Below are 23,704 nucleotides of genomic sequence, written 5' to 3'. Positions count from 1 at the left end.
AATCGACCCCGATCTTCGGGTCATGCGCTGCGTCAGACGGCTGTTTCATCTCTTCCCCATCTCACAAGATTGCTTTAGTCGGTCTGCCCTATGTTGACCCGCCGGGCCACGCACGGCATACCGTTGGGCCACAGCGAGGCGACGGAAAACAAGCGGGAATTGGCGCGCCGCTGACACTTTGAGTCACACATCGTGCTTTTCGAAAATCGACACCGATTTTCGGGTCGATGCGTAAAGGGAGGAATGCATGGCAGGGCTGCTCGCTCTATCCAGAACCATTGATCGCGTGAACGAATTCATCGGCAGATGGGTGTCGTGGCTGATCCTGCTGGCAATCCTGGTCAGCGCCGCCAATGCGGTCATCCGCAAGACGTTCGATATGTCGTCGAACGCCTGGCTGGAACTGCAGTGGTATTTGTTCGGCGCCGCCTTCATGCTGGCCGCTGCCTACACGCTTAAGCAGAACGACCACATCCGCATCGACATCGTCTACGGCATGTTCTCGCGCCGCGTGCAGCACTGGATCGACCTTCTCGGTCACCTCTTTTTCCTGATGCCGTTCGTCACCCTGATGGTGGTCTATTTCGTCCCCTATGTTTCGCTGTCGTTTCGCAGCGGCGAAATGTCGAACAATTCCGGCGGGCTGATCATCTGGCCGGCAAAGGCGATCCTGCTGGCCGGCTTTTTCCTGCTCGCGCTCCAGGGCATCTCGGAGATCATCAAGAAGATCGCCATCATGCGCGGCGACATGGACGATCCCACCCCGTTCATATCGGTGCATGAGCAGGCCGAGCTCGAAGCGAAGGCGCTCGCCGAAGAGGTGCGCTCGTGATCGAGTTCATCGCCCAGAACATGGCGCCGATCATGTTCGCCTCGCTGGTCATCTTCCTGCTGATCGGCTACCCGGTCGCCTTCTCACTCGCCGCCAACGGCCTACTGTTCTTCTTCATCGGCGTTGTGCTTTCACCCTATTCGGGCGGATCGATTAATCTCGCCTGGCCGCTGCTGCACGCACTGCCGGATAATTTCTACGGCAGCCGGGTGATGTCGAACGACACCCTGCTGGCCATCCCGTTCTTCACTTTCATGGGCATCGTGCTCGAACGATCGGGCATGGCCGAGGACCTTCTCGATACGATCGGCCAATTGTTCGGACCGATCCGCGGCGGCCTCGCCTATGCCGTGATCTTCGTCGGGGCGCTGCTTGCCGCAACCACCGGTGTGGTGGCTGCTTCCGTCATCGCAATGGGCCTGATCTCGCTGCCGATCATGCTGCGCTACGGCTATGACCGCCGTGTAGCGTCCGGCGTCATCGCGGCGTCGGGCACGCTCGCCCAGATCATTCCGCCCTCGCTGGTGCTGATCGTTCTGGCCGATCAGCTCGGCCGCTCGGTCGGCGACATGTATGCGGGCGCGCTGATCCCGGGGCTGGTTCTGACCGGCCTCTATACGTTCTACATCCTGATCATGGCGATTGTCCGGCCGAAGTCGATGCCGGCATTGCCGCTGGAGGCCCGCACGCTCGGCCACGGCATCCTGTCGTTGCTGGTCGCGGTGCTGACGGCAGTCGTGGTTTCCTACGCGGCGTATCGCTATCTCGCGCCGTCGCAGGGCCAAAACGCCGACATTCTCGGCGCTACCATCGGCGTGGTCTTCATCTACATCCTGGCGATCGCCGACCAGCGCCTGAAGATCAACATGATGTCGCGGCTGGCGCAGCAGGTGATCATCGTGCTGATCCCGCCGCTGGCGCTGATCTTCTTGGTGCTGGGCACCATCTTTCTCGGTATCGCCACTCCGACCGAGGGCGGCGCCATGGGCGCTGTCGGCGCGCTGATCATGGCGGCAATGAAAGGGCGGCTGTCGCTGGACGTGATCAAGCAGGCGCTGGCATCGACGACGCGGCTGTCGTCCTTCGTGCTGTTCATCCTGATCGGCGCGCGGGTGTTCTCGCTCACCTTTTACGGCGTCAACGGCCATATCTGGGTCGAACACCTCCTGACATCTCTGCCGGGTGGCGAGATCGGCTTCCTGATCGGCGTTAACATCCTCGTCTTCCTGCTCGCCTTCTTTCTCGATTTCTTCGAGCTCGCGTTCATTATCGTGCCGCTTTTGGCGCCGGCCGCCGACAAGCTCGGCATCGACCTGATCTGGTTCGGCGTGCTGCTCGGCGTCAACATGCAGACCAGCTTCATGCATCCACCCTTCGGCTTCGCGCTGTTCTACCTGCGTTCGGTCGCCGCCAGGGTGCCCTATCTGGATCGCCTCACCGGCAAGCAGATCGCACCGGTGACCACCGGCCAGATCTATTGGGGCGCGGTTCCCTTCGTTTGCATCCAGGTCATCATGATCGGGTTGACCATCGCCTTCCCGCAGATGGTGATGCATTACAAGGGCACGCCAGTGGACCCGGGCACGATCGATTACCAGGTACCGGAAACGCCGGGCCTGTCGCCGCTTGGCACACCGCCCGCGGATGGCGGCACGGCGCCGACCGCGCCTGCACCGGATCTGTCGCAGCCGCCGAGTTTCGGTGAAACGCCGCCTGCCAAGCCATCAGCGCCAGCACCCGATCTGTCCCAACCACCGAGTTTCAACTGATGCCGGAGGCGCAACAGACATGAAAGCGGTGCGGCTGGAGGGCGTGGGCAGCATTGCCCTGCGCGAGGTCGGCAAACCGTCAGCCGGGCCGGGCGATCTTCTGGTGCGGATCGAAACATGCGGCGTCTGCGGCACCGACCGGCACCTTTTCCATGGCGAATTTCCCTGTACGCCGCCGGTGACGCTCGGACATGAATTCTCCGGGTTCGTCGAGGCGATTGGAACGGCTGTGTCTGGTTTTTCGATCGGCGATCGCGTCACCGGCGATCCCAACATCGCCTGCGGGCGCTGTCCGCACTGCCATGCCGGTCGCACCAATCTCTGCCATAATCTGGTTGCCATCGGCATCCGCCGCGACGGCGGCTTCGCCGAATATGTCGTGCTGCCTCAGAAGCAGGCCTTCCTCCTTCCGAAAGACCTGAAGCCGACGCATGGTGCGTTATGCGAGCCACTTGGCTGCTGCCTGCATGGCATGGACCTGGCGCAGATCAGGCCCGGCTCCTCGGTCGCCGTGCTTGGCGGCGGGGTGATCGGCCTGCTCACCGTGCAACTGGCGAGGCTTGCCGGCGCGACGACAATCATCCTGTCGACTCGCCAGGCCTCGCGGCGTGCCCTCGCCGAAGAATTGGGCGCAACGGCGACGGTCGACCCAAGCGCTTGCGATATCATCGACACGGTCGTCGGTGCGTCGGGCCTGATGCCAGGCGGCGTCGATGTGGTGTTCGAATGTGCTGGCGTAAGAGAGACAGTCGAGCAATCGATGCGGCTGGCCAAAGCAGGCGGTAAGGTTGTCATCGTCGGCGTGATGCCTCAAGGCATGAAGGCCGAGTTCGAACCTTTCGACCTGTTGTTCCGGGAATTGAGGGTCCTGGGCTCGTTTCTCAATCCGTTTACGCATCGCCGGGCCGCCGATCTCATCGCCTCGGGTGCGATCGAGATCGACAAGCTCATCTCACGGCAGGTGACGCTTGAGGAGGCGGCTGCGGTGATCGCCAATCCGCCTGCGCCAGGCGAAGTCAAGGTGCTGGTTGTGCCGCGCTGATCCGGCAAATCGAAGTGTGACGGCGCCCCGGGTCCTAAGAGCGCGGGGCGCCGTAACTGTTGTCAGAGCTTGCCGGTGCGCTGCTGGACCATCATGAAGGTGTCGTAATTGTACTCGGCCACCTGCGCCCAGAGATAGTGCTCCTTGCGGAAGGCTTTGATCGAGTCCCAGATCTTCTTGAACGGCGCGTTCGAGGCTTCCATCTCGGCATAGACTTCGTTCGCCTTTTCGAAGCAAGCTGCCAAGATTTCCGGGCTGAACGGGCGCAATTTGGCGCCCCCGGACACCAGCCGCCTCACGGCCGCCGGATTCAGAAGGTCGTATTTCTGCAGCATGTTGGCGTCGGCGGCCTGCGCGGCGGTGTGCACCAGCGACTTGTAGGCCGGCGAAAGCTCTTCGTATTTCGCCTTGTTGAACATCAAATGGACGGTCGGTCCGCCTTCCCACCAGCCGGGATAATAATAATTGGGCGCGACCTTGTAGAATCCGAGCTTCTCATCGTCATAAGGACCGACCCATTCGGCGGCGTCGATGGTGCCTTTTTCCAGCGCCGGATAGATGTCGCCGCCGGCGATCTGCTGCGGCACCACGCCGAGCCTTTCCACCACTTTGCCGGCAAAGCCACCGATGCGCATCTTGAGGCCCGAAAGGTCGGCGACGGTGTTGATCTCCTTGCGGAACCAGCCGCCCATCTGCACGCCGGTATTGCCGCCCGGCAAGCCAAAAAGGCCCTGCGTGGCGAGAAACTCGTTGAACAGGTCGATGCCGCCGCCGTGGTAATGCCAGGCATTGATGCCGCGCGCGTTGAGCGAGAACGGAACCGCAGCGCCCAGCGCCCATGTCGGGTCCTTGCCCCAATAATAATATGCCACCGTATGGCAGGCCTCGACGGTGCCGGCGGTGGTGGCGTCCGCGGCCTGCAGGCCAGGCACGAGTTCACCTGCGGCGAAGACCTGGACCTGGAAGTTGCCGTCGGTTGCCTCCGCAAGCATCTTGGAAAAGACCTCGGCGCCGCCGTAGATCGTGTCGAGAGATTTCGGGAAGGACGACGCCAGGCGCCATGTCACTTTCGGATTGGATTGGGCGATAGCCGGCGCGGCAAGCGCTGCTGTAGCCGCCGCGGCGCCCACGCCGGTCGCGCCGGCCTTGCGGATGAATGATCGACGATCCATGAAGTCCTCCCTATTGGATCAATAGACCGACGTTCGGGAAATGCTCTGTGCCCCGGATCGGCTTCGCGGCAGACAATACACGGGCAAAAAGTCGAGTCCAGCCATGGCAGCCGGTTTTGCCGGCGGCGTTTCCGCGAAATTCGCGGCGCGGACGCACCTCTTGCAACTTAAGTCTAACGCCGTTTCCGTGGATCATGCGACATGCCGAACTTGTCATGGCAAAGCGCCTTCGGATCGCCTATTTTAAAGGCACAATAGATCCCCGCACTGAATGGAACCCGGATCAAAAATGCAGCAGCCGCTCGTCGCCATATCGACCGACGTCCGCCAGTTCGATAACTACACCTGGCATGCCGTTCCGCAGCAATATCTGGAGGCGGCGCTTTTGGGCGCCGGCGTATTCCCGGTGCTGGTGCCGTCCTTCGGCGACCGGCTCGATTTCGACGAACTCCTGTCATCGGTCGACGGCGTCATGGTCACCGGTTCGAAGTCCAATGTGCATCCCTCGCTCTATGGCGTCGATGCCAGCGAGGCCAATGGTCCCTATGATCCTGCCCGCGACGCGACGACGCTGCCGTTGATCCGCAAGGCAGTGGAGCGCGGCGTGCCGCTGCTCGCCATCTGCCGCGGCATCCAGGAAATGAATGTGGCGCTGGGCGGCACGCTGGCCGCGGAAATCCAGGAGCGCGAGGGGTCGCTGGACCATCGCGCGCCGGCGAGCGACAATCAGGACGAACGCTTCGCCATCCGCCAGACCATTTCGATCAAGCCCGGAAGCTGCCTCGCCGGCGTCTTCGGGGCGGGCGACATCATGGTCAATTCGGTGCACCGCCAGGCCATCGACCGGCTCGGCCCGAAGCTGCAGATAGAGGCGGTTGCCAGCGACGGCACGGTCGAGGCGGTTTCTGTGCGGGACGCCCGCGCCTTCGCTGTCGGCGTCCAGTGGCATCCCGAATACTGGGTCAAGTCGGACAGTGTCTCGGCAAGGATACTCAGTGCCTTCGGAGACGCGGTGCGCCTCCACGCCGCAGCGAAATCCGGCGCGCGCACTGCCGCGGAATAGTTCAGCGATCGGACGTCAACATCAATCGCTGCCGGCCGCCAGCGACAGCAGCGGCAGGGCTGGCGCGTAAGATTCATAACCGTCGCCGTCGGCGACGCCGAAAGTGACGATCGGGTCGATGCCGTTCGCGCTGAAGGTGACCGTGCCGTCATCCTGCTCACGCCAGAATTTCGCGCGCTCGATGCCGGGCAAGACCCGGCGGCAATTCGCAGTGACCGTCAACAGCGACAGGCCATGTGAAACCTCAGTGCCGCGCTTGACCGCGCAGGAGGCTTCGTCGCCATTGGCCGCCAGCCTGTAGTCGTCGGGCGACGGCGTTGGCTCATCGGCGGCTGTGCGGCCTTCGCCGCTGCCGCCGTGAAACAGCTGAACGCTGCCGAACAGCGCGGCCACCGCCATCAATGCAGCAAGTGCTTTCATCTGCGTTCTCCGCGTGTCTGGCGATAGATGAAGAATGATTTCAAAGCGTTAAGCCGTAGTTAACAAATAAGAAAGCGTGCCGCTCAGCTGCGGGCCTTGACCTTTTCCGTTTCCGGCACCGGCGTCAGCGCCCTCCCTTCCGAAAACCAGGAAATCAGATTGTCGACGCACAGATCGGCCATGGCGCGGCGGGTATGTTCCGAAGCCGAGCCGACATGCGGCAAAAGCGAGGTGTTGGGAGCGGCGAGCAGCGCCGGCGGCACGTTCGGCTCATCGGCGAAGACGTCGAGCCCGGCAGCGGCGATGGTGCCATTGGCCAAGGCTGCGGCAAGGGCTGCCTCGTCCACCGTGCTGCCGCGGCCGATGTTGACGAAGACGCCATTCGGGCCGAGCGCCGACAGGATCTCGGTGTTGACCGCCTTTTCCGTCGAGGCGCCGCCGGGCGCCACCGAGATCAGTGTATCGACCGCCTCGGCAAGGCCTTTCAGCGTGCCATAGTATTCGTAGGATAGGCCTTCGACCTGGCGCCGGTTGTGATAGGCGATCGGGAGCCCAAAGGCCTCCAGCCGGCGCACAATCGCAAGGCCGATGCGGCCCATGCCGAAAATACCGACACGACGGCCGCGCAACGTCAGCCGGCTTAGCGGATAGTTGGCGTTGCGTGCCCAACTGCCGTCGCGCAGCCAGGTCTCGGCGCGCGGTAACTCGCGGATGGTGTTGATCAAAAGCCCGATCGCCGTGTCGGCGACCTCCTCGGTCAACACGTCAGGCGTGTTGGTGACCATGACACCGCGTTGTGCGGCGTGACGGGCATCGACCGAATCATAGCCGACGCCGAAATTGGCGATGATCTCGAGGTTCGGCAGCGCGTCGATGAGGGCTGCGTTGATCCCGCCAAAGGCTGCAATGCCGCGCACCGTCCGGCGCATCGCGTCGGTGACCAGCGACGCATCTGGCCGTTCGATCCACACGCGGCTGAACGTCCGGTCGATGCGGCCGACCGCGTGGTCGTTGAATTGGCCCGGCACCAGAATGGCGACTGCTTGCTGCTGTTCGGCTTTTGTCATGCACGCTCCACCGGTTTGCCGGTCGACTGGCGCACATGCAGTTCCGGCTTGATCAGTTCCTGCGACGGCCGCACCATCTGCCCATTGAGCTTGTCGAGCAGCGCGCTGGCTGCGCGGCGGCCGACTTCACGCTGGCCGTTCCACACGGTGGTCAGCGCCGGCGTCGCGATCGCCGCCTCCTCGAGATCGTCATAACCGGTGACGGAGATGTCGATGCCCGGCACCAGCCCGGCGCGTGCAATACCGTTCATCAGGCCGATGGCGACGAGGTCATTCCAGCAGCACGCCGCGGTTGGCTTGTCCTTCAGCGCCAGGAACTGCCCGGCGGCTTCGAAGCCGGCCTGCTTGGTGCGCGGACCGGCGATGCGCCACGACGGCCTGACCTCCAGCCCTGCCGCCTCCATAGCGTTGACATAGCCCTGGTAGCGATCGCGGCCGGTCGAGGTCTGGTCGGTGCCGCCGACCATGGCGATGCGCTTATGGCCGAGCGAGATCAGATGGTTGGTGGCAAGCCCGGTGCCGTAGGCATCGTCGCCGCGAAACACCGGCACGTCGGCGCCTTCGACGGTGCGCGCGATCAGCACCGCGGGCAGGCCGTTTTCCTCGGCCATGAATATGTCTTCGGGCGGCGTGCCAATGGCCGGCGACATGATGACGCCGTCGGCGCCGAGCTGCAAAAGCGTGTCGATGAAGGTGCGCTGCTTTTCGAGCTGGTCATAATGGTTCGACAGGATGAAGGTCTGCCGGCTGCGATCGAGCTCGCTTTCGATCGAGCGCAATATCTCGGCGAAAAACGGGTTCATGATGTCGTGAACGACGACCCCGACGATGCCCGAACGCGAGGTGCGCAGGCTGGCGGCACGACGATTATAGATATAGCCGATGGCGCGGGCATGTTCCTTGATGCGGTCGCGGGTGTTTCCGGCAACCAGCGGACTGTCGCGCAGAGCCAGCGAGACCGTGGCCGTGGACACACCGAGCGCATCCGCGATCGTCGAAAGCTTGATCTTCTGTGCCAGCGCCTTGCGCTCCCCCGACGACCTAGAGCTGATCCATGATCTCCAGCGAAAACCGGATGCCACTTTGGGGATCGTGATCTAAACAATTTAAACGCGGCCTTATGCCACCCTTTCGGAACAAATCAAAGTTTTTTTGCCAGCGCTTCCACCTCGACGTCGAGGGCGGCGCGGTTGGGCACGCGAAGCCGGTGCTCGCGATGGACGATATAAAGGCCGCTGGCGACGATGACGACCGCCCCGACGAGGGTCCAGCGGTCGGGAAACTGGTTGAAGACAATCCAGCCGGCAAAGATCATCCAGATCATCTGTGAATAGGGATAGGGAGCTAATGCCGTGATTGTGGCAAGCCGATAGGCCTGAACCAGGAGCCAGTGGCCGATTGCGCCAAAGACGCCAAGCATCAGCAGGATGAACCAGTGCCAGCCATCCTGCGGCAGCGAAAGCGAAAACGGCAGCATCGGCAGGAGCAGCACGGCCGGCGCCAGCGCCGAAAAGAGAATGAGGCTCTCCGAGGTTTCCGTGGCCGACATGCGCCGCGTCATGATGACGTAAAAACAGTTCGACAGCATCGAGCCGAGCGCGAAGAGATGGCCGACGCCAAAGACGCCAACGCCTGGCCGGGTGATGATGAGGACGCCGACGAAGCCGCTCAGGATTGCCAGCCAGCGCCGCCAGCCAGCCCATTCACCGAGCAAAGGACCGGCGATTGCTGTGATCACCATCGGCGCGAAGAAGTAAATCGAGGTGGTTTCGGCCAGTTGCAAAGTCCGCAGCGCCATGACGTTGCAAATGGTCGATCCGAACAGGAAGGCGCCGCGCAGAATATGCGCTGGCAGATTGTTGGCGCGAAAGCGCGCCGGCTCACGCCATCCGCGCAGAAAGATACCGACAAGCACGACATGGACGGCGAAGCGAGCCCAGGCGACGATCAGCGCCGAGACGCCGGCCAGGACGAGATATTTGCTGCTGGTGTCGAGGAAGGTGAAAAACACATAGACTGAAAGCATGCAAAGGATCGCCACCGGAGGCGTCGCGCTTTCGTCTTGTCTTGGGAGAGCACTCAATTTCAGGCCGGATGGGAAGCAGGGCAGAGCCCTACCTTTGAGGCAATTGTCACCTGCCGGCAAGCCAAAAGAGCCTGGCACAAGCCGCCACAGACTGCATGTCGTTATCCCAAAACCGCTATGCCCTCTTAGGGGACATGCGCTAGCTAGGGATGCATGCGGGCCCCCTTGGTGATCTTGTCGACAAGCTTCTTTTCGGCACGCACCGCGATGCCGACGACCTTGGCTTCGTCGGGTGCGAATTCGGCAAAGACGGCGCGGTTCGCCGCGTCGTGGCCGGTCGAAAACATTTCGTCGACGTAGAGCGAGGTCGTCACGCCGCGGTCCAGCGCCCGCCGGTGGATCGCACTGAGCGTCGGGCGATCGGCCGAAAGCACGATGACCGGCTGGATCGAGAGCGGATTGTAGATATTGCCGGCGCGGTCGCGATAGGGTTCGCCGATGATGTCGCTATACTGCGCAACGATACCGCTGGTCAGGAAGGCGGTGACATTGAGCTTTTGCCAGACGGGAAGGTCGTCCTGCAGCACGATTGCAAATTTCGTGTCGAACATGAGACATTTGCCATTCGAGGTTTGTGAATGAAGCGATGTCACACAGTCTAGATGGCGAGGCGTTTCAGGGTCTTGGACGTTTGTGCGTTGATGCGGCTGAGAACTGCGTCATCTCGGCACCCGATTCCGCCGGCATGGAGCGTATCGAGGCCCGGTTCCACGGCAGCGCGTTCGATCTCCATCGTCACGATACCTACGCCATCGGCGTGACGCTGCATGGCGTCCAGAGTTTCCGTTATCGCGGCGCGACGCATCACAGCCTGCCCGGCCAGATTATCGTGCTCCATCCCGACGAATTGCACGACGGCGGTGCCGGCACCGAAGAGGGCCTGCGTTACAGGATGCTTTATCTGGAGCCGTCCGTCGTGCTGGACTGCCTCGATACGATAGGCGGATCGCTGCCTGTAGTCAGAGATGCCGTGGTGACGGATCCTGTCTTCCGCACGAGGCTGCTTTCGGCGCTGGGGCCGTTGGACCAGAAGTTGGACGATCTCTTTGTCGCAGACTTCATTGCGCAGCTGATGCAAAGCCTGGCGCGGCATGCAGGCCTGCCGGCGAAACCGATCCCAAGGACGGCATGGCGCGCAGCCAGCCTGGCGCGCGATTATCTGGAAGAGAATGTTTTCCGAATCGTCCGCTCCGACGAGCTGGAGGCGATCACCGGGCTGGATCGCTACGCCCTATCGCGGCATTTCCGTGCTGCCTTCTCCACCAGCCCGCATCGCTTTCTCCTGATGCGCCGGCTTCAACGAGCACGCCGCATGATCGAGGCAAGCGAGCCACTGGCCCAGATCGCGATAGCGGCCGGGTTCAGCGACCAAAGTCATTTCAACAGGCACTTCAAGAAAGCGTTCGGTGTCACGCCGGGCCGCTGGTCGGCATTGGTCCATGGATCGTCAACAGCCGCTGCCTGATGGCGTCAGCCGCTGATCATTCGTCGGCGTCGATCTCATCATCGACGAGAACCATCTCGCCGTTCGAGAGGTTCGCCTCAACGCGGGCGAGCAGCTTGAACAGCGCCTTCTGGTCCTTTTTATCGAGACCCTTCAGCGCCTGCTTCTCGGTCTTCTTCACCGATTTCTCGATGGCATGAATGATTTCGCGGCCCGTGTCAGTCAGAAAGATATGGGCCTGGCGGGCATCGGCGGAAGAGGCGCGCTTTTCCAGGAAGCCCTGCGCCTGCAGCCGGTTGATGGTCTTGGTGATGGTCGGCGGGCGCACACCGAGGCGACCGGCAAGATTGCCGGGCGTCTGCCCGTCCTCACGGTCGAGCGCGAGCATGATCTGGTCCTGACCGGCATAGAAGCCGTGCCCTAGAAGCCGCGCGGCGAGTGCCGTACGCGCAAGCCGCGCCGCCGAATGCAGCCGGCTCATTGTCGCAGTCTTGTCCGCCTTGGCCATGGTCATCCCTCTTCGGCCGAACCGGTGCGGACAGCATAGAGGCACCCACCCGGTTGGCAATCGACGATCAAAAGATCCGGCTTTGCAAAACAGCTTTGCCGGCAAGCAATGCGGTGTCCGCCGTGGCTAATGCCAGATGTTTATTTCAGTTAGATGACAAACGACTTTTCAGTAGAGGTGGGAGCTTTCCGCAGGAGCGACGCATACGCGAAACGAGAGTCATGCAGCCTTTACTGCGACGATCATCAGGGCCTGATAGGCGTCCGCCATCTCGCGCAGCGCCGCCTGCGACAGCGGCCCGGCGCGCCGCGCGATACCGTCCCTGGCGTTCGACGTATCGCGCCTGCCGGACCGGTCGGCGTAAGGCGCGACAGTGGTGAATATCTGCTCGCTCAGGCTGTCGGGGAAAAACAGCTGGCCGGTCATCACCGAATTGTCATCGGGAAAGACCTTGAAATGGATGTGGGTCGTGCGGCCACGATACCAGCCGGGATAGATGGTGGCGAACGAGACGATGCCGGTGTCATCCGACTTCTGCCAGCCGCGCAGAAAACTCTGGCCTGACGTATCGACATCCTGGCCGTCGCCTTGTCCCGGATAGCCCGAATAATGCCCTTGCGCATCACAATGCCAGATGTCGACACGCGCGCCGGGAAGCGGCCGGCAGCCTGCGTCGACGACCTGCAGCCGCACATTGAGGGCAATGCCCGCTTTGCCTTCGGTGATATCGGCGCGTTCGAGTTTCGGGTCGAAATAGAACGGGCCCTCGGTCGCTTCCGGCGTGATCGCGCAGACGCCGGCACCGCTATCGAACAGGGCAAGCCCGGCATAGGGCGAGGCCGACTGAGCCAGCGCGATGCCCGGCAGAATGACACCGCCGCCCGCGCTGACGGCAATGAGGCCAAGCACCTGGCGCCGGCTCAACGACAAGGAGGACGGTTTATCGGACATCCGGCGCCTCTTTTGGTTCTTTCGAGCAAGCTGCCTTGTTCTTATCTAGGCAGTGAGACCCGCCGGCGCCAATGAAAGTCCAGCGATGTTGGGAAAGTCCGACAATGTTGGCGACCTGTTTGGCCCATCGGTTTGACGCGTGCAAAAGCACGGCGCACATCCTATATGGAGCCAACAATCCTTTTCGAGGCCCAACATGAGCGATGCACAGACGACGCAGATCCCCGTAACCGTTCTCACCGGCTATCTCGGCGCCGGCAAGACGACGCTGCTCAACCGCATCCTTTCGGAGAACCACGGCAAGCGCTACGCCGTCATCGTCAATGAGTTCGGCGAGATCGGCATCGACAACGAGCTGATCGTGGAATCCGACGAGGAAATCTACGAGATGAACAATGGCTGCGTCTGCTGCACGGTGCGCGGCGACCTGATCCGCGTCGTCGAAGGCCTGATGCGCCGGCCAGGCCGCTTCGACGCCATCGTGATCGAGACGACCGGCCTCGCCGATCCGGTGCCGGTGGCGCAGACCTTCTTCATGGACGACGATGTGCGCTCCAAGACTAGGCTCGACGCGGTGGTGGCGCTGGTCGACGCCAAGCACCTGCCGTTGCGGCTGAAGGATTCCCGCGAAGCCGAGGACCAGATCGCCTTTGCCGACGTCGTCGTACTCAACAAGACCGATCTCGTCACGCCGGAGGAACTGAGCAAGGTCGAGGCAACGATCCGCGCGATCAACCCTGCGGCAACGATCCATCGCACCACCCGCGCCGGCCTGGCGCTGTCCGAAGTGCTCGACCGCGGCGCCTTCGATCTGTCCCGGGCGCTGGAGAACGACCCGCATTTCCTCGAGGCGCATGACGCCCACGATCATGACCACGACCATCATGACCATGACCATGACCATCACGATCATGACGGGCATCATCACCATGACGGGCACGACCACCATCATCATGCGCACCCTTCTGATATCCATGACGTGACGGTGCAGTCGGTGTCGCTGCGCGGCGGCGAGATGGACCCGAAGAAATTCTTCCCGTGGATCGAGAAGATCACCCAGATGGAAGGCCCGAACATCCTGCGGCTGAAGGGCATCATTGCGCTCAAGGGCGATGACGAGCGTTATGTCATCCAGGGCGTCCACATGATCATCGAGGGCGACCACCAGCGCGCCTGGAAAGAAGGCGAGAAGCACGAGAGCCGGCTGGTGTTCATCGGCCGCGAGCTCGATGCCGAGCGGCTGAAGAAGAGTTTTGACGCCTGCCAGGCCGCTTGATTTCCAAGTCAATTTGCGGCGTTAGCTGCCCCATCCAGCTGCCGCCATCTTTTCCCCGTTTTCACGGGGAGAAGGCGAAGTTCCGACGCTGGTTGCCCCTTCCCCACGCCTGCTGGGAGAGGGTAAGGGTGAGGCAGCGGAAATCTCGAATGGAATAGTCTCTCATGCCGACAGTCGCCCCGCTCGATCTCGATGGCCATTGCGTCGCCGCCGTCTTCCTTGGCGACGTACCGCATTTCGCACTGGCCGACGGCACAATCCATCGGCTGGACCATGGCCACAAGACGGCGCAGGCCAATGACGGGCTGCTCGCCGCGTTCCACGATGCGGCCAACGACCGGCTGATCACCGGCGGTGAGGACGGCAAGATTTTTTCCGTTACCGCCGGCGGCAATGCGGCAGAATTGGCAAGCGCCGGGAAAAAATGGATCACCAGCGTCGCCGCCGGACCACAAGGCGCCGTCGCCTATGCCTCGGGCAAGATCGCCTTTGTTTGTTTCGCCGACGGCAAGACTAAGGAATTCTTGCATCCGCGTTCGGTCGAAGGGCTAGCGTTCTCGCCCAAGGGCATGCGCTTCGGCGTCGCCCGCTACAATGGCGCGACGCTGCATTTCCCGGCGGCGGACGGCAAGCCAGTCGAGCTGGAATGGGCCGGCGCCCATACCGGCATCACCTTCTCGCCGGATGGCGCCTTCCTCGTCACGACCATGCAGGAGAACGCCCTGCATGGCTGGAAGCTGGCCGACGGCAAGCACATGCGCATGAGCGGCTATCCCGGCAAAGTCAAAAGCCTGTCGTGGAGCGCCAAGGGAAAATGGCTGGCCAGTTCCGGCGCACCGGCGGCGATCGTCTGGCCGTTTTCGAGCAAGGACGGGCCGATGGGTAAGGCGCCGCTGGAACTCGGCACGCGCGGCAACGCCATGGTGACCTCGGTCGCCTGCCATCCAAGCCAGGATGTCGTCGCCGTCGGCTATGACGACGGAATGGTGATGGCGGTGCGTTTCGCTGACGCCAAGGAAGTGCTTCTGCGCCGACCGGGCAAGGGCGCCATCACCTCGATGATGTGGGACAAGGAGGAACGCCGCGTCGCCTTCGGCAGCGCCGCCGGCGACTGCGGCGTCATCGATATTTCCGCATAACCGAGAGTTCTCTACTCGGCCCCACAGGAGACTTTGCCGGTCAACGCGGCAGGCATGCCGTCGCCGCCCGTATCAGCCGTGCCCTCATAGATTGCGAGCGAATAGCGCCCGTCGTAGGTGCCTTCTTCGCTGGCCTTGGTCACGATCGTCAGTTCGACAGAACTGTAGGTGTTTGCGACCTCGTGCTCGCGATAGACGAGTAGCCGCAATTCCTTGCCGTCGAGCCAGTATTGCGTGAGGTCGGAATCCTCGAACACTGTTTTGCGCAGATCGTCGCCGAGGGGCCTGCCGAGAATTTCGAGGTCGCCGCGAAAATTGAACGTTGGACCGCCCATGCCTCTGGTGACGCCGGCTTCGACTTGGAATTTCACCGCTGCATCCTCGGCCGAGCACCAGATGCCGCCGGTGGCGAACGCCGAGCCGGCCGACAACAGCAGCGTTGTTGCACAGAAGATCGTCCGCATCTTTCTTCCCCCAAGCCACAAACCCTATCCGCATTGATGCTGGAGGATGCCCTCAGGTCAAGCGCCAGTTCTTTTCACCGTGGCCGCTGAACCAATGCAGGGCAGCTGCGCGGCCAATTGCGGTTCCGGACGCCGATTGGCAAAGTGACGTATGAGAGGGGCCTTCATGCATACAATCGACCATTCAAAGACGTCCATCGGCGGCATCAGCGCCGCCTGCATCGCCGATTTGCGCGAGACCGAGGCCGAAGCCTTCCGCAAGGCGCGGCCGAAATCGGCAGCGAAGGCCGGCAATGGCCTGCCGGGCTTCTTCGATGGCGTGCCGATGCACTGGATGACCGACTGGCCGACGCCGTTCCCGATCCTGGTCGACAGCGCCAGAGGCGCCATCATCATCGATATCGACGGCAACCAGCTCGACGATTTCTGCCTCGGCGATACCGGCTCGATGTTCGGCCACTCGCCGCTACCGGTCGCTCGCGCCATCCGTAGGCAGGCTGGACGCGGCCTGACCTACATGCTGCCTTCCGAAGATGCACTCGCCATCGGCCTGCTGCTGCGACAGCGCTTCGGCCTGCCGTTCTGGCAGATCGCGACGACCGCGACCGATGCCAACCGCTTTGCGCTGCGCGTCGCCCGCGCCATCACCGGCCGGGAAAAGATCCTGGTCTTCAACGGCTGCTATCACGGCTCGGTCGACGAGACGATGGTGCGGCTGGTCGACGGCAGGCCGGGCAACCGGCCGGGACTGGCCGGCGAATTCCGCGACCTGACCCGGACGACCGATGTCATCGAGTTCAACGATGTGCCAGCACTTGACGCCGTGCTCCGGGATAAGAATATCGCCTGCGTCATCACCGAGCCGGTGCTGACCAATTCCTGCATGGTGCTGCCCGATCCCGGCTTCCACGACGCGCTGCGACGTCTCACCCGCGCGGCCGGCACCCTGCTGCTGATCGACGAGACGCACACGATCTCGACAGATCCGGGCGGCTATACCAGGAAACACGGCTTGGAGCCGGACCTGTTCGTGCTCGGCAAGCCGATCGCCGGCGGTGTGCCGGCCAGTGTATGGGGGATGAGCCAAGACGTTGCCACCCACTATGCCGACTATCTCAGGACCAAGGAACCAGGCTATTCCGGCATGGGCACGACGCTCTCGGCCAATCCGCTGCAGTTCGCGGCGATGCGCGCCACACTCGAAGAAGTGATGACCGACGAGAATTATGGCCATATGGACCATCTGGCGCGGCGGCTCGACGCCGGGCTGACCGCCGTCATCGACCGTTACCGCCTGCCCTGGCATGTTGCCCGAGTCGGCGCCCGCGTCGAGTTCATCTGCGCACCCGGCCCGCTGAGGAATGGCGGCGAGGCGGAAACAGCGCACGCGCCGGAACTCGAAGCGGCTATCCATGTCGCGCTGGTCAATCGCGGCGTGCTGATCGCGCCGTTCCACAACATGATGCTGATCTCGCCGGCGACCAGCGCCACCCAGGTCAACCACCTGATCACAGCCTTCGGTGCGGTTGCGGCAAGGCTCGCGGCATGAGACAAGCTTGCACATGAGAGAAGCGCACAAGCAAACTTTGAACGCCATCATTGCCTCCCCTTCCGGCTCGTCGCCCGCCGAGGCGCAAACCTTTCTCGACGCCCATCCCGAGATCGAAGCGTTCGACATCGTGCTGACCGACGCCAATGGCGTCGGGCGTGGCAAGATCGTGCGCCGGCACGAATTGACGAGCATCTTCGAGGGCGGCCGGCATATGCCGATCTCGATCCTCGGCCTCGACATCACCGGCGAGGACGTGCACGAGACCGGGCTGATCTGGACGACCGGCGACGGCGACCTGCGGGCATGGCCGATCCCCGGCACGCTGGTGCCGCTGTTCGGCACACAGCCGCCGCGCGGCCAGGTGCTGATGGCGATGTATCATCTCGACGGTCAGCCCATGTCCTCCGATCCGCGGCTGGCGCTGGCCCGTCAGGTGGAAATACTGGCGGCGAAGGGCCTGCATCCGGCCGGCGCCTTCGAGCTCGAATTCTTCCTGCTCGCCAACGAGCGCGACGCCGACGGTAAGGTGCGACCGGCGAACGCGGTGCTCGACGGCCGCCGCTCGGCCAAGACTGAGGTCTATTCCGTCGACCATCTGCACGGCATGGAGCCGCTGTTTTCCGACATCTATGCCGCGGCCAAGGTGCAAGGCATCCCGGCCGAGACGGTCATTTCCGAATATGCGCCGGGCCAGTACGAGCTGACGCTGAACTATCGCCAGGATGTGATCCGGGCGGCCGACGATCTCGTCATGCTGAAGCGGCTGGTGCGGGCACAGGCGCGCCGCCACGGCGTCACCGCTTGCTTCATGGCCAAGCCGATCGAGAAATATGCCGGCTCCGGCATGCATTTCCATGTCTCACTGCAGGACAAGGCCGGCAACAATGTCTTTGCCGAAGCCAGCGGGGAGACCTGGTCGCTGCCGCTGCTGCGCGGCCTTGGCGGCCTCATTCAGACCATGGCCGAATCGATGCTGGTGTTTGCACCGCACGCCAATTCATGGCGGCGTTTCGTTTCGCAATCCTATGCGCCGGTGGCGCCGACCTGGGGCGTCAACAACCGCTCGGTGGCGCTGCGCGTGCCAGCGGGTAATGCGAAAAACCGGCGCATTGAGCACCGGCCGTCGGGGGTCGACGCCAACCCCTATCTGGTGGCGGCAACTGTGCTGGCCGGCATCACCAAGGGCCTCGACGAGGGCCTCGATCCCGGCCCCGAAACCACCGGCAATGGGTACGAATCAGCCGTGACACGGACGACAATGCCAGTGGACTGGCGTGCGGCGATCGAGGCGGCAAGGGCCTCGACATTCCTCAAAGGGGCGCTGGGGGAAGACCTGCATCGGACCTTCGTGGCGATCAAGCAATCCGAATATCTGCGGGTGGCGCGTACGGTCAGCGAGTTGGATTATCACCTTTATCTGCATGAGGTGTGAGGCGATCGCATCGCCGGTCATTCTCCCGGCGAAAGTCCGGTCCGGGCTATTTTGAAGGAACCTTTCCGGGGCTTCGCTCATTCCGCATCTGATCGCAGCAGCGGACAAGGCCGCATCAGCCATGATCGCCAGGATGCAGACAAATCCCACGCCGCACCACGCCAAGGTGCAGGCAAGACGCTGGCCGAAGCCTGAATTGCCTGAGACGGCGGAAGACGATGGCGCAAGCACCATTCCCGAGCTCAGCGAAGTCGCGAAAGCCTGCCGCCGCTGTCCGCTGTGGCGCAATGCGACACAGACTGTGTTCGGCGAAGGGCCTGACAAGGCCAAGGTGATCTTCGTCGGTGAGCAGCCCGGCGACCAGGAGGATCTGGCCGGCAAACCTTTTGTCGGACCGGCCGGCAAAGTCTTCGACGCCATCTTGGACGATGCCGGCGTCGACCGGCTGAAAGTCTATGTCACCAATGCGGTCAAGCATTTCAAATTCGAGCCGCGCGGCAAGCGGCGCATCCATTCCAAGCCGAATGCCGGCGAGGTGCAGGCCTGCCGCTGGTGGCTCGACAAGGAGCTCGATCTCATCAAGCCCAATCTGGCGGTGGCGCTCGGCGCAACCGCGGCGCAGTCGCTGCTCGGCAAGATCGTGCCGATCATGAAGATGCGCGGCGCGGTCGTGGAGCGCGAGGATGGCTTGCGTGTGTTCGTCACCATCCATCCGTCCTTCATCCTGCGCATTCGCGAGCCGGCGGACAAACAGGCCGAACGCGAGCGGTTCCTGCAGGACATGAAGACGGTGAAAAAGCTGATGGCCGCCTGACCCTATCTGATCAGGATCGCCCTCAAATCATTGACATTCGTCCCGGTCGGGCCGGGCACGAAAAGATCGCCGATGGCGTCGAATGCCGTCCAGGCGTTGTTGCCGGCGAGCATTGCCTTGCCATCGACGCCCATCGCCCGCATCCGCGATACCGTCGAACCGTCGGCAAAGGCGCCGGCATTGTCCTCAGAGCCGTCGATGCCGTCGATGTCGGCGGCCAGTGCATGGATGCCATCGATACCGCTGATGCCAATGGCGAAGGCGAGCAGGAACTCGCTGTTGCGGCCGCCCTTGCCTTTTGTGCGCACGGTCACCGTGGTTTCGCCGCCCGACAGGATCAGCACCGGCTTTGGAAAAGGCCGGTTGCGCGTCGCGACTTCACGCGCGATCGCGGCGTGGACACCGCCGACCTCGCGCGCCTCGCCCTCGATGGAATCGGAGAGGATGACCGCCTCGATACCTTGGCGCCTAGCTTCGGCCGCAGCCGCCTCCAGCGACACGCCGGCCGAGGCGATCAGATGCACTTCGTTGCGCGAAAAACGCGGATCGTCGGCGCGCGGCGCATCTGCGGCCGGCGAATTGATATACGCCATTACAGAGGCCGGCAGTTTAATGTCGTAGGCGGTGATCGACGCCAATGCGTCTTCACGGCTGCCGGAATCGGGAACAGTTGGGCCGGAAGCCACCAGCGCCGGATTGTCACCAGGAATGTCGGAGACCACCAGCGACACCACCTTGGCCGGGTAGGCAGCGGCCGCCAGCCTGCCGCCCTTGATCGTGGAAACATGCTTGCGGATGGTGTTCATGGCGGCGATCGGCGCGCCGGAGGCGAGCAGCGCCTCGTTGACGGCGATCTCGTCGGCCAGCGTCAGACCTTCGGCAGGCGACGGCATCAGCGCCGAGCCGCCACCGGAGATGAGCGCCACGACCAGATCGTCCGCGGTCAGCCCCTGCACCTTTTCGAGCAATCGGCGCGAGGCTTCGAGGCCGGCGGCGTCCGGCACCGGATGTGCCGCCTCGATGATCTCGACGCGCTGGCAGATCGCGCCATAGCCGTAACGGGTGACGACCAACCCTTCGATCGGCCCGTCCCACACCTTCTCGAAAGCCGCCGCCATCTGCGCCGAGCCTTTTCCAGCGCCAATGACGATAGTGCGCCCTTTCGGCGTTGCCGGCAGATAATCCCTGATCGTCCTCTGGGGATCGGCAGCGGCGACGGCGGCGTTGAAGATCGATATAAAGAAGGGCTTCGGGTCTAGCGCGGTCATGCTGCGCCGCCACCAACGTCGATACAGTTTTCCCACCGCTGGCGCCGCCCCTCACCCCTACCCTCTCCCCGTATAGAGACGGGGAGAGGGGGTCGCCAGCGTTGGAGCGCGTCCCTTCTCCCCGTCACTATACGGGGAGAAGGTGCCGGCAGGCGGATGAGGGGCGGTGCCAACGTCAAGATTTTGCTTCCGGCGGCAACGCAAGATCGCGCGCATCAATACCTAGGTGCTCACAAAGCGCATCGACCACGACGCCGTGATCCTCGCGCTCCGGCAGGCCCGAGACCGCGATCACACCGATCACGCCGGCACCTTTGACCGCTATGGGAAAGCCACCACCGGCCAGCACATAGTCTGATATGTCGAGCCCCTCACCGGATTTGAAGCTGCGGTCGGGGCGCTGCTGCTCCAGCACCAGGCCGTAGGTGCTTCTCAAAAACCGGCGCACGACGTTGATCTTGCGCCGCGCCCAGTCCGGATTGGAGGCGTTCGAGCCCGGCATCGCGGCATAGAACAGCGGGCGGTCAAAGGTCCTGATGTCGACGATGATCGGCAGGTTCTCGGCTAGCGCCCGATCACGGATCGCCGAGCCGATCTTGAAGGCGACAGCCTCGTCGAAGACGGGGGCGACAAGCGTAGCTTCCTGTTTCTTGATCAGAGCGATGTCGTCCGCAACGGCCATGTCGTTCCCCTGTCAATTTCGCTGCAGGCTTTGACCGATGGCTGCCGCCCGGTCAAGACGGAACGTGCGGGATAGCTAAACCGCCATATCGCTCTTCGCCGCCCGCCCAGCAACATAGACTTCGCGCACGGCGCGGTCGTCGCCCAGCGTCTGCAGCAGAAACAATTCCTGCGCCAGCGTGCCCGCCGTCTCAATCCGCAGCCGCATCGCCGGCGTGGCGCGTGCGTCGAGCACGACGATGTCGGCATCGCTGCCTTGGTCCAGCGTGCCGATTTTTTCCACGACCGACAGCGCCTCGGCATTGCCGCGGGTGAGCTGCCAGAACGACTGGAATGGATTGAGCTTCTCGCCGTTCAGCGCGATCACCTTGTAGCCCTCGTCCATGGTGCGCAGCATCGAGTAATTGGTGCCGCCGCCGACATCGGTTGCGACCGCGATGCGGAGGGCTTTGTCACGCGTGCGGTAGCGCTGATAGTCGAACAAGCCCGAGCCGAGGAACAGGTTCGAGGTCGGGCAGAACACGGCCACCGAGCCCGTGTCCGAAAGCGCATCCGCCTCACGTTCCGACAGATGGATGCAGTGGCCGAACAGGCTTTTGCGCCCGAGCAGCCCATAGCGTTCGTAGACGTCGGTATAGTCGTGTGCCTGCGGATAGAGTTGCAGCGCAAAGGCGATCTCGGCGTGGTTTTCCGACAGATGCGTCTGCATGTGCAGGTCTGGATGTTCGCGACAGAGCGCACCCGCCATCTCCAACTGCTCGGGTGACGAGGTGATGGCGAAGCGCGGCGTGATCGCATAATGCTGGCGCCCCTTGCCGTGCCAATCGGCGATCAGCGCCTTGCTATCGTCATAGGCCGACTGCGCTGTGTCGAGCACCCCTTCCGGCGCGTTGCGGTCCATCATCACCTTGCCGGCGATGTTGAGCATGTTGCGGTCATGCGACTCGGCAAAGAACGCTTCGGCAGACTCCTTGTGGACCGAGCAATAGGCGGCGACCGTCGTCGTGCCATGACGCACCATCTCGTCGAGGAACAGCCTGGCGATGCGGCGGCCATGCTGCGCGTTCTGGAATTTGGTTTCCTCGGGAAAAGTGTAAGTGTTCAGCCAGTCGAGCAGCTCGGCGCCGTAGGAAGCGATAACCTGCATCTGCGGAAAATGCGCATGCGCGTCGATGAAGCCCGGCAGCAGCAGGTGCGGGCGGTGGTCGATCTTTTTTGCGCCTTCATCAGCCTTTTTCTCGACCTCGGCATAGGCGCCGGCGGCTACGATCCTGCCGTCGCGGATCAGCAAGCCGCCGTCCTCCTCGTAGCGCCAGGCGGAATGGTCGTCGACGGTCTCAGGCCAGCGCAGAAAGGACAGTGTGCGGCCGCGCAGGAGTGTGCTGATCATGCTTATTTCCCTGCCTCCTCGAACCAGGCCACCAGCAGCGCCCGTTCCTTGTCGGTGATGCCTGTGACATTGGCGGGCGGCATCGCATGGCTGCGGCCGGCCTGCAGGTAGATCTCGCGGGCTTGCTCGGCGATACCGGCGTCCGTGTCGAGCATCACCCCCTTCGGCGCATGGTAGATGCCCTCGTAGGACGGCTCTTGCGCATGGCACATCGAGCAACGGCCAAGCACGGTGTCGCGCACTGCGGGAAAATGCGCGGAGGCGACATAGACCTGTGCCGCAGAGGACGCCTTGGCTTCCCCGGTCAGCACCTTCGGCACCGTCGACAGCCAGATGATGACGACGAACAGGACGGCGGCCGCCAGCCAGGTCCAGGTCGGGTTGCCCTTGCGCGCATGCATGGTGTTGAAATAGTGCCGGATCAGCACGCCGACGATGAAAACCAGCGAGGCGATCACCCAGTTGAACTGGGTAGCAAACGCCAGCGGGTAGTGGTTCGACAGCATCAGGAACAAAACGGGCAGCGTCAGGTAATTGTTGTGCAGTGAGCGCTGCTTGGCAATCTTGCCGTATTTCGGGTCGGGCTTGCGGCCGGCGATCAGGTCGGCAACGACGATCTTCTGGTTCGGGATGATGACCATGAAGACATTGGCCGACATGATCGTGGCGGTGATGGCGCCCAGATGCAGGAAGGCGGCGCGGCCGGTGAACAGATGGGTGAGCCCCCAGGCGATGAACACCAGCACGCCGTAGAGCACCAGCATCAGGCCGGTGTCGCTCTTGCCCAGCGGCGAACGGCAGAGCAGATCGTAGACCACCCAGCCGACGCCGATCGTCGCCAGCGACAGCAGGATGCCTACCGGCACCGACATCGGCAGCACGTTGGGATCGATCAGGAACAGATCGGCGCCGGCGTAGTAGACGACGCACAGCATGGCGAAACCCGACAGCCAGGTGGCGTAGGATTCCCATTTGAACCAGGTCAGATGCTCGGGCATTTCGGCCGGCGCCACCAGATATTTCTGGATGTGATAGAAGCCGCCGCCATGCACCTGCCATTCCTCGCCGAAGGCGCCGACAGGCATGCCCGGACGCTGGCGCAGTCCGAGATCAAGCGCGACGAAATAGAAGGACGAGCCGATCCAGGCGATACCGGTGACGACATGCAGCCAGCGCACGGCGAAACTCAGCCAGTCCCAGAAAATTGCGAAATCGATCATTGAAAAGACGTCCCTGCCGATTGGGTGACTTTACGGACTGGAGCGCAAACGGAAAGGGTTGAGCTGCACGATGACTTTCAAAAAAAATTGGAAAATACTAGGGTTATCCCTACG

At 62.8% G+C, this 23,704-nt stretch carries 23 protein-coding genes; 10 read left to right on the top strand and 13 right to left on the bottom strand.

The features are described 5' to 3' along the window. The first annotated feature begins 247 nt into the window (after window positions 1-247). From NKH36_RS01560 to NKH36_RS01550, 3 genes are read left to right on the top strand one after another with little or no spacing between them, the layout of a single operon-like run. Window positions 248-832 carry a TRAP transporter small permease subunit gene (locus NKH36_RS01560; RefSeq protein ID WP_352958334.1) on the top strand — a complete coding sequence of 195 codons (585 nt, stop codon included), beginning with the start codon at window positions 248-250 and terminating at the stop codon, window positions 830-832. Continuing rightward, window positions 829-2,601, top strand: coding sequence for a TRAP transporter large permease (locus tag NKH36_RS01555; RefSeq protein WP_352958333.1), 1,773 nt, complete (start codon window positions 829-831; stop codon window positions 2,599-2,601). The genes NKH36_RS01560 and NKH36_RS01555 overlap by 4 nt, the downstream gene beginning before the upstream one ends. A 19-nt stretch (window positions 2,602-2,620) precedes the next feature. Beyond that, the gene (locus NKH36_RS01550; protein ID WP_352958332.1) at window positions 2,621-3,643 is read left to right on the top strand and encodes a zinc-dependent alcohol dehydrogenase family protein; all 1,023 of its coding nucleotides are present in this window, start codon (window positions 2,621-2,623) and stop codon (window positions 3,641-3,643) included. 62 nt (window positions 3,644-3,705) lie between these two features. On the opposite strand, the gene NKH36_RS01545 is transcribed toward NKH36_RS01550, so the two are convergent. Next, a complete protein-coding gene (locus NKH36_RS01545; protein ID WP_236393436.1) occupies window positions 3,706-4,815 on the bottom strand; it encodes a TRAP transporter substrate-binding protein in 1,110 nt (369 codons plus the stop codon). Window positions 4,816-5,104: 289 nt separating this feature from the next. Between NKH36_RS01545 and NKH36_RS01540 the strand changes: the two genes are divergently transcribed. Further along, a complete protein-coding gene (locus NKH36_RS01540) occupies window positions 5,105-5,878 on the top strand; it encodes a gamma-glutamyl-gamma-aminobutyrate hydrolase family protein (protein ID WP_352959812.1) in 774 nt (257 codons plus the stop codon). 21 nt (window positions 5,879-5,899) lie between these two features. Here the strand turns inward: NKH36_RS01540 and NKH36_RS01535 are convergent, their stop codons facing one another. From NKH36_RS01535 to NKH36_RS01515, 5 genes are all read right to left on the bottom strand, one after another. Beyond that, window positions 5,900-6,298 (bottom strand): hypothetical protein, encoded by a 399-nt coding sequence (locus NKH36_RS01535; RefSeq protein ID WP_352959811.1) that lies wholly within the window; start codon window positions 6,296-6,298, stop codon window positions 5,900-5,902. A gap of 83 nt (window positions 6,299-6,381) precedes the next feature. After that, window positions 6,382-7,365, bottom strand: coding sequence for a 2-hydroxyacid dehydrogenase (locus NKH36_RS01530; RefSeq protein ID WP_352959810.1), 984 nt, complete (start codon window positions 7,363-7,365; stop codon window positions 6,382-6,384). Next, on the bottom strand, window positions 7,362-8,384 hold the full coding sequence (locus NKH36_RS01525; RefSeq protein WP_127318480.1) for a LacI family DNA-binding transcriptional regulator: 1,023 nt from the start codon (window positions 8,382-8,384) through the stop codon (window positions 7,362-7,364). The genes NKH36_RS01530 and NKH36_RS01525 overlap by 4 nt, the downstream gene beginning before the upstream one ends. Before the next feature lie 122 nt (window positions 8,385-8,506). Next, complete coding sequence (locus NKH36_RS01520; protein ID WP_352959809.1) at window positions 8,507-9,391, bottom strand: DMT family transporter; 885 nt, start codon at window positions 9,389-9,391, stop codon at window positions 8,507-8,509. Between the two features lie 203 nt (window positions 9,392-9,594). After that, window positions 9,595-10,002, bottom strand: a complete 408-nt coding sequence (locus NKH36_RS01515) for a DUF2000 family protein (RefSeq protein ID WP_352959808.1) — start codon at window positions 10,000-10,002, stop codon at window positions 9,595-9,597. A gap of 35 nt (window positions 10,003-10,037) precedes the next feature. Between NKH36_RS01515 and NKH36_RS01510 the strand changes: the two genes are divergently transcribed. Further along, entirely contained in the window at window positions 10,038-10,916 is an 879-nt protein-coding gene (locus NKH36_RS01510) for an AraC family transcriptional regulator (RefSeq protein WP_352959807.1), read from the top strand. A gap of 16 nt (window positions 10,917-10,932) precedes the next feature. Here NKH36_RS01510 and NKH36_RS01505 read toward each other — a convergent pair whose 3' ends face one another. Further along, window positions 10,933-11,403, bottom strand: a complete 471-nt coding sequence (locus NKH36_RS01505; protein WP_036267548.1) for a MarR family winged helix-turn-helix transcriptional regulator — start codon at window positions 11,401-11,403, stop codon at window positions 10,933-10,935. A 219-nt stretch (window positions 11,404-11,622) separates the two neighbouring features. Next, window positions 11,623-12,354 carry an intradiol ring-cleavage dioxygenase gene (locus NKH36_RS01500; protein ID WP_352959806.1) on the bottom strand — a complete coding sequence of 244 codons (732 nt, stop codon included), beginning with the start codon at window positions 12,352-12,354 and terminating at the stop codon, window positions 11,623-11,625. A 196-nt stretch (window positions 12,355-12,550) separates the two neighbouring features. On the opposite strand from NKH36_RS01500, the gene NKH36_RS01495 reads away from it, so the two are divergent. Both NKH36_RS01495 and NKH36_RS01490 read left to right on the top strand, forming a co-directional pair. Then, complete coding sequence (locus tag NKH36_RS01495) at window positions 12,551-13,630, top strand: CobW family GTP-binding protein (protein WP_352959805.1); 1,080 nt, start codon at window positions 12,551-12,553, stop codon at window positions 13,628-13,630. A gap of 164 nt (window positions 13,631-13,794) precedes the next feature. After that, window positions 13,795-14,769: a WD40 repeat domain-containing protein gene (locus tag NKH36_RS01490; protein WP_352959804.1), complete on the top strand. Its 975-nt coding sequence runs from the start codon at window positions 13,795-13,797 to the stop codon at window positions 14,767-14,769. Between the two features lie 11 nt (window positions 14,770-14,780). Here the strand turns inward: NKH36_RS01490 and NKH36_RS01485 are convergent, their stop codons facing one another. Further along, entirely contained in the window at window positions 14,781-15,233 is a 453-nt protein-coding gene (locus tag NKH36_RS01485; RefSeq protein WP_352959803.1) for a hypothetical protein, read from the bottom strand. A 166-nt stretch (window positions 15,234-15,399) separates the two neighbouring features. On the opposite strand from NKH36_RS01485, the gene NKH36_RS01480 reads away from it, so the two are divergent. The 3 genes from NKH36_RS01480 to NKH36_RS01470 all read left to right on the top strand — a co-directional run bounded on the left by NKH36_RS01480 (window position 15,400) and on the right by NKH36_RS01470 (window position 19,031). Continuing rightward, window positions 15,400-16,782: an aspartate aminotransferase family protein gene (locus tag NKH36_RS01480; protein WP_352959802.1), complete on the top strand. Its 1,383-nt coding sequence runs from the start codon at window positions 15,400-15,402 to the stop codon at window positions 16,780-16,782. 13 nt (window positions 16,783-16,795) lie between these two features. Beyond that, on the top strand, window positions 16,796-18,217 hold the full coding sequence (locus tag NKH36_RS01475; RefSeq protein WP_352959843.1) for a glutamine synthetase family protein: 1,422 nt from the start codon (window positions 16,796-16,798) through the stop codon (window positions 18,215-18,217). Window positions 18,218-18,296: 79 nt separating this feature from the next. Next, window positions 18,297-19,031 carry a UdgX family uracil-DNA binding protein gene (locus NKH36_RS01470; RefSeq protein WP_352959842.1) on the top strand — a complete coding sequence of 245 codons (735 nt, stop codon included), beginning with the start codon at window positions 18,297-18,299 and terminating at the stop codon, window positions 19,029-19,031. Between the two features lie 2 nt (window positions 19,032-19,033). Here NKH36_RS01470 and NKH36_RS01465 read toward each other — a convergent pair whose 3' ends face one another. From NKH36_RS01465 to NKH36_RS01450, 4 genes are all read right to left on the bottom strand, one after another. Beyond that, entirely contained in the window at window positions 19,034-20,299 is a 1,266-nt protein-coding gene (locus tag NKH36_RS01465; RefSeq protein ID WP_352959801.1) for a glycerate kinase type-2 family protein, read from the bottom strand. A gap of 175 nt (window positions 20,300-20,474) precedes the next feature. Beyond that, window positions 20,475-20,981, bottom strand: a complete 507-nt coding sequence (locus tag NKH36_RS01460; RefSeq protein ID WP_352959800.1) for a heme-degrading domain-containing protein — start codon at window positions 20,979-20,981, stop codon at window positions 20,475-20,477. A gap of 75 nt (window positions 20,982-21,056) precedes the next feature. Continuing rightward, complete coding sequence (guaD, locus tag NKH36_RS01455) at window positions 21,057-22,370, bottom strand: guanine deaminase (RefSeq protein WP_352959799.1); 1,314 nt, start codon at window positions 22,368-22,370, stop codon at window positions 21,057-21,059. Between the two features lie 2 nt (window positions 22,371-22,372). After that, a complete protein-coding gene (locus NKH36_RS01450) occupies window positions 22,373-23,590 on the bottom strand; it encodes a urate hydroxylase PuuD (protein ID WP_352959798.1) in 1,218 nt (405 codons plus the stop codon). Window positions 23,591-23,704 lie beyond the last annotated feature (114 nt).

Source organism: Mesorhizobium sp. M1312 (assembly GCF_040318115.1).
Classification (GTDB): Bacteria; Pseudomonadota; Alphaproteobacteria; order Rhizobiales; family Rhizobiaceae; genus Mesorhizobium.
The sequence above is the reverse complement of the archived record's forward strand: the minus strand, read 5'-3'. Positions and strand labels throughout refer to the sequence as shown.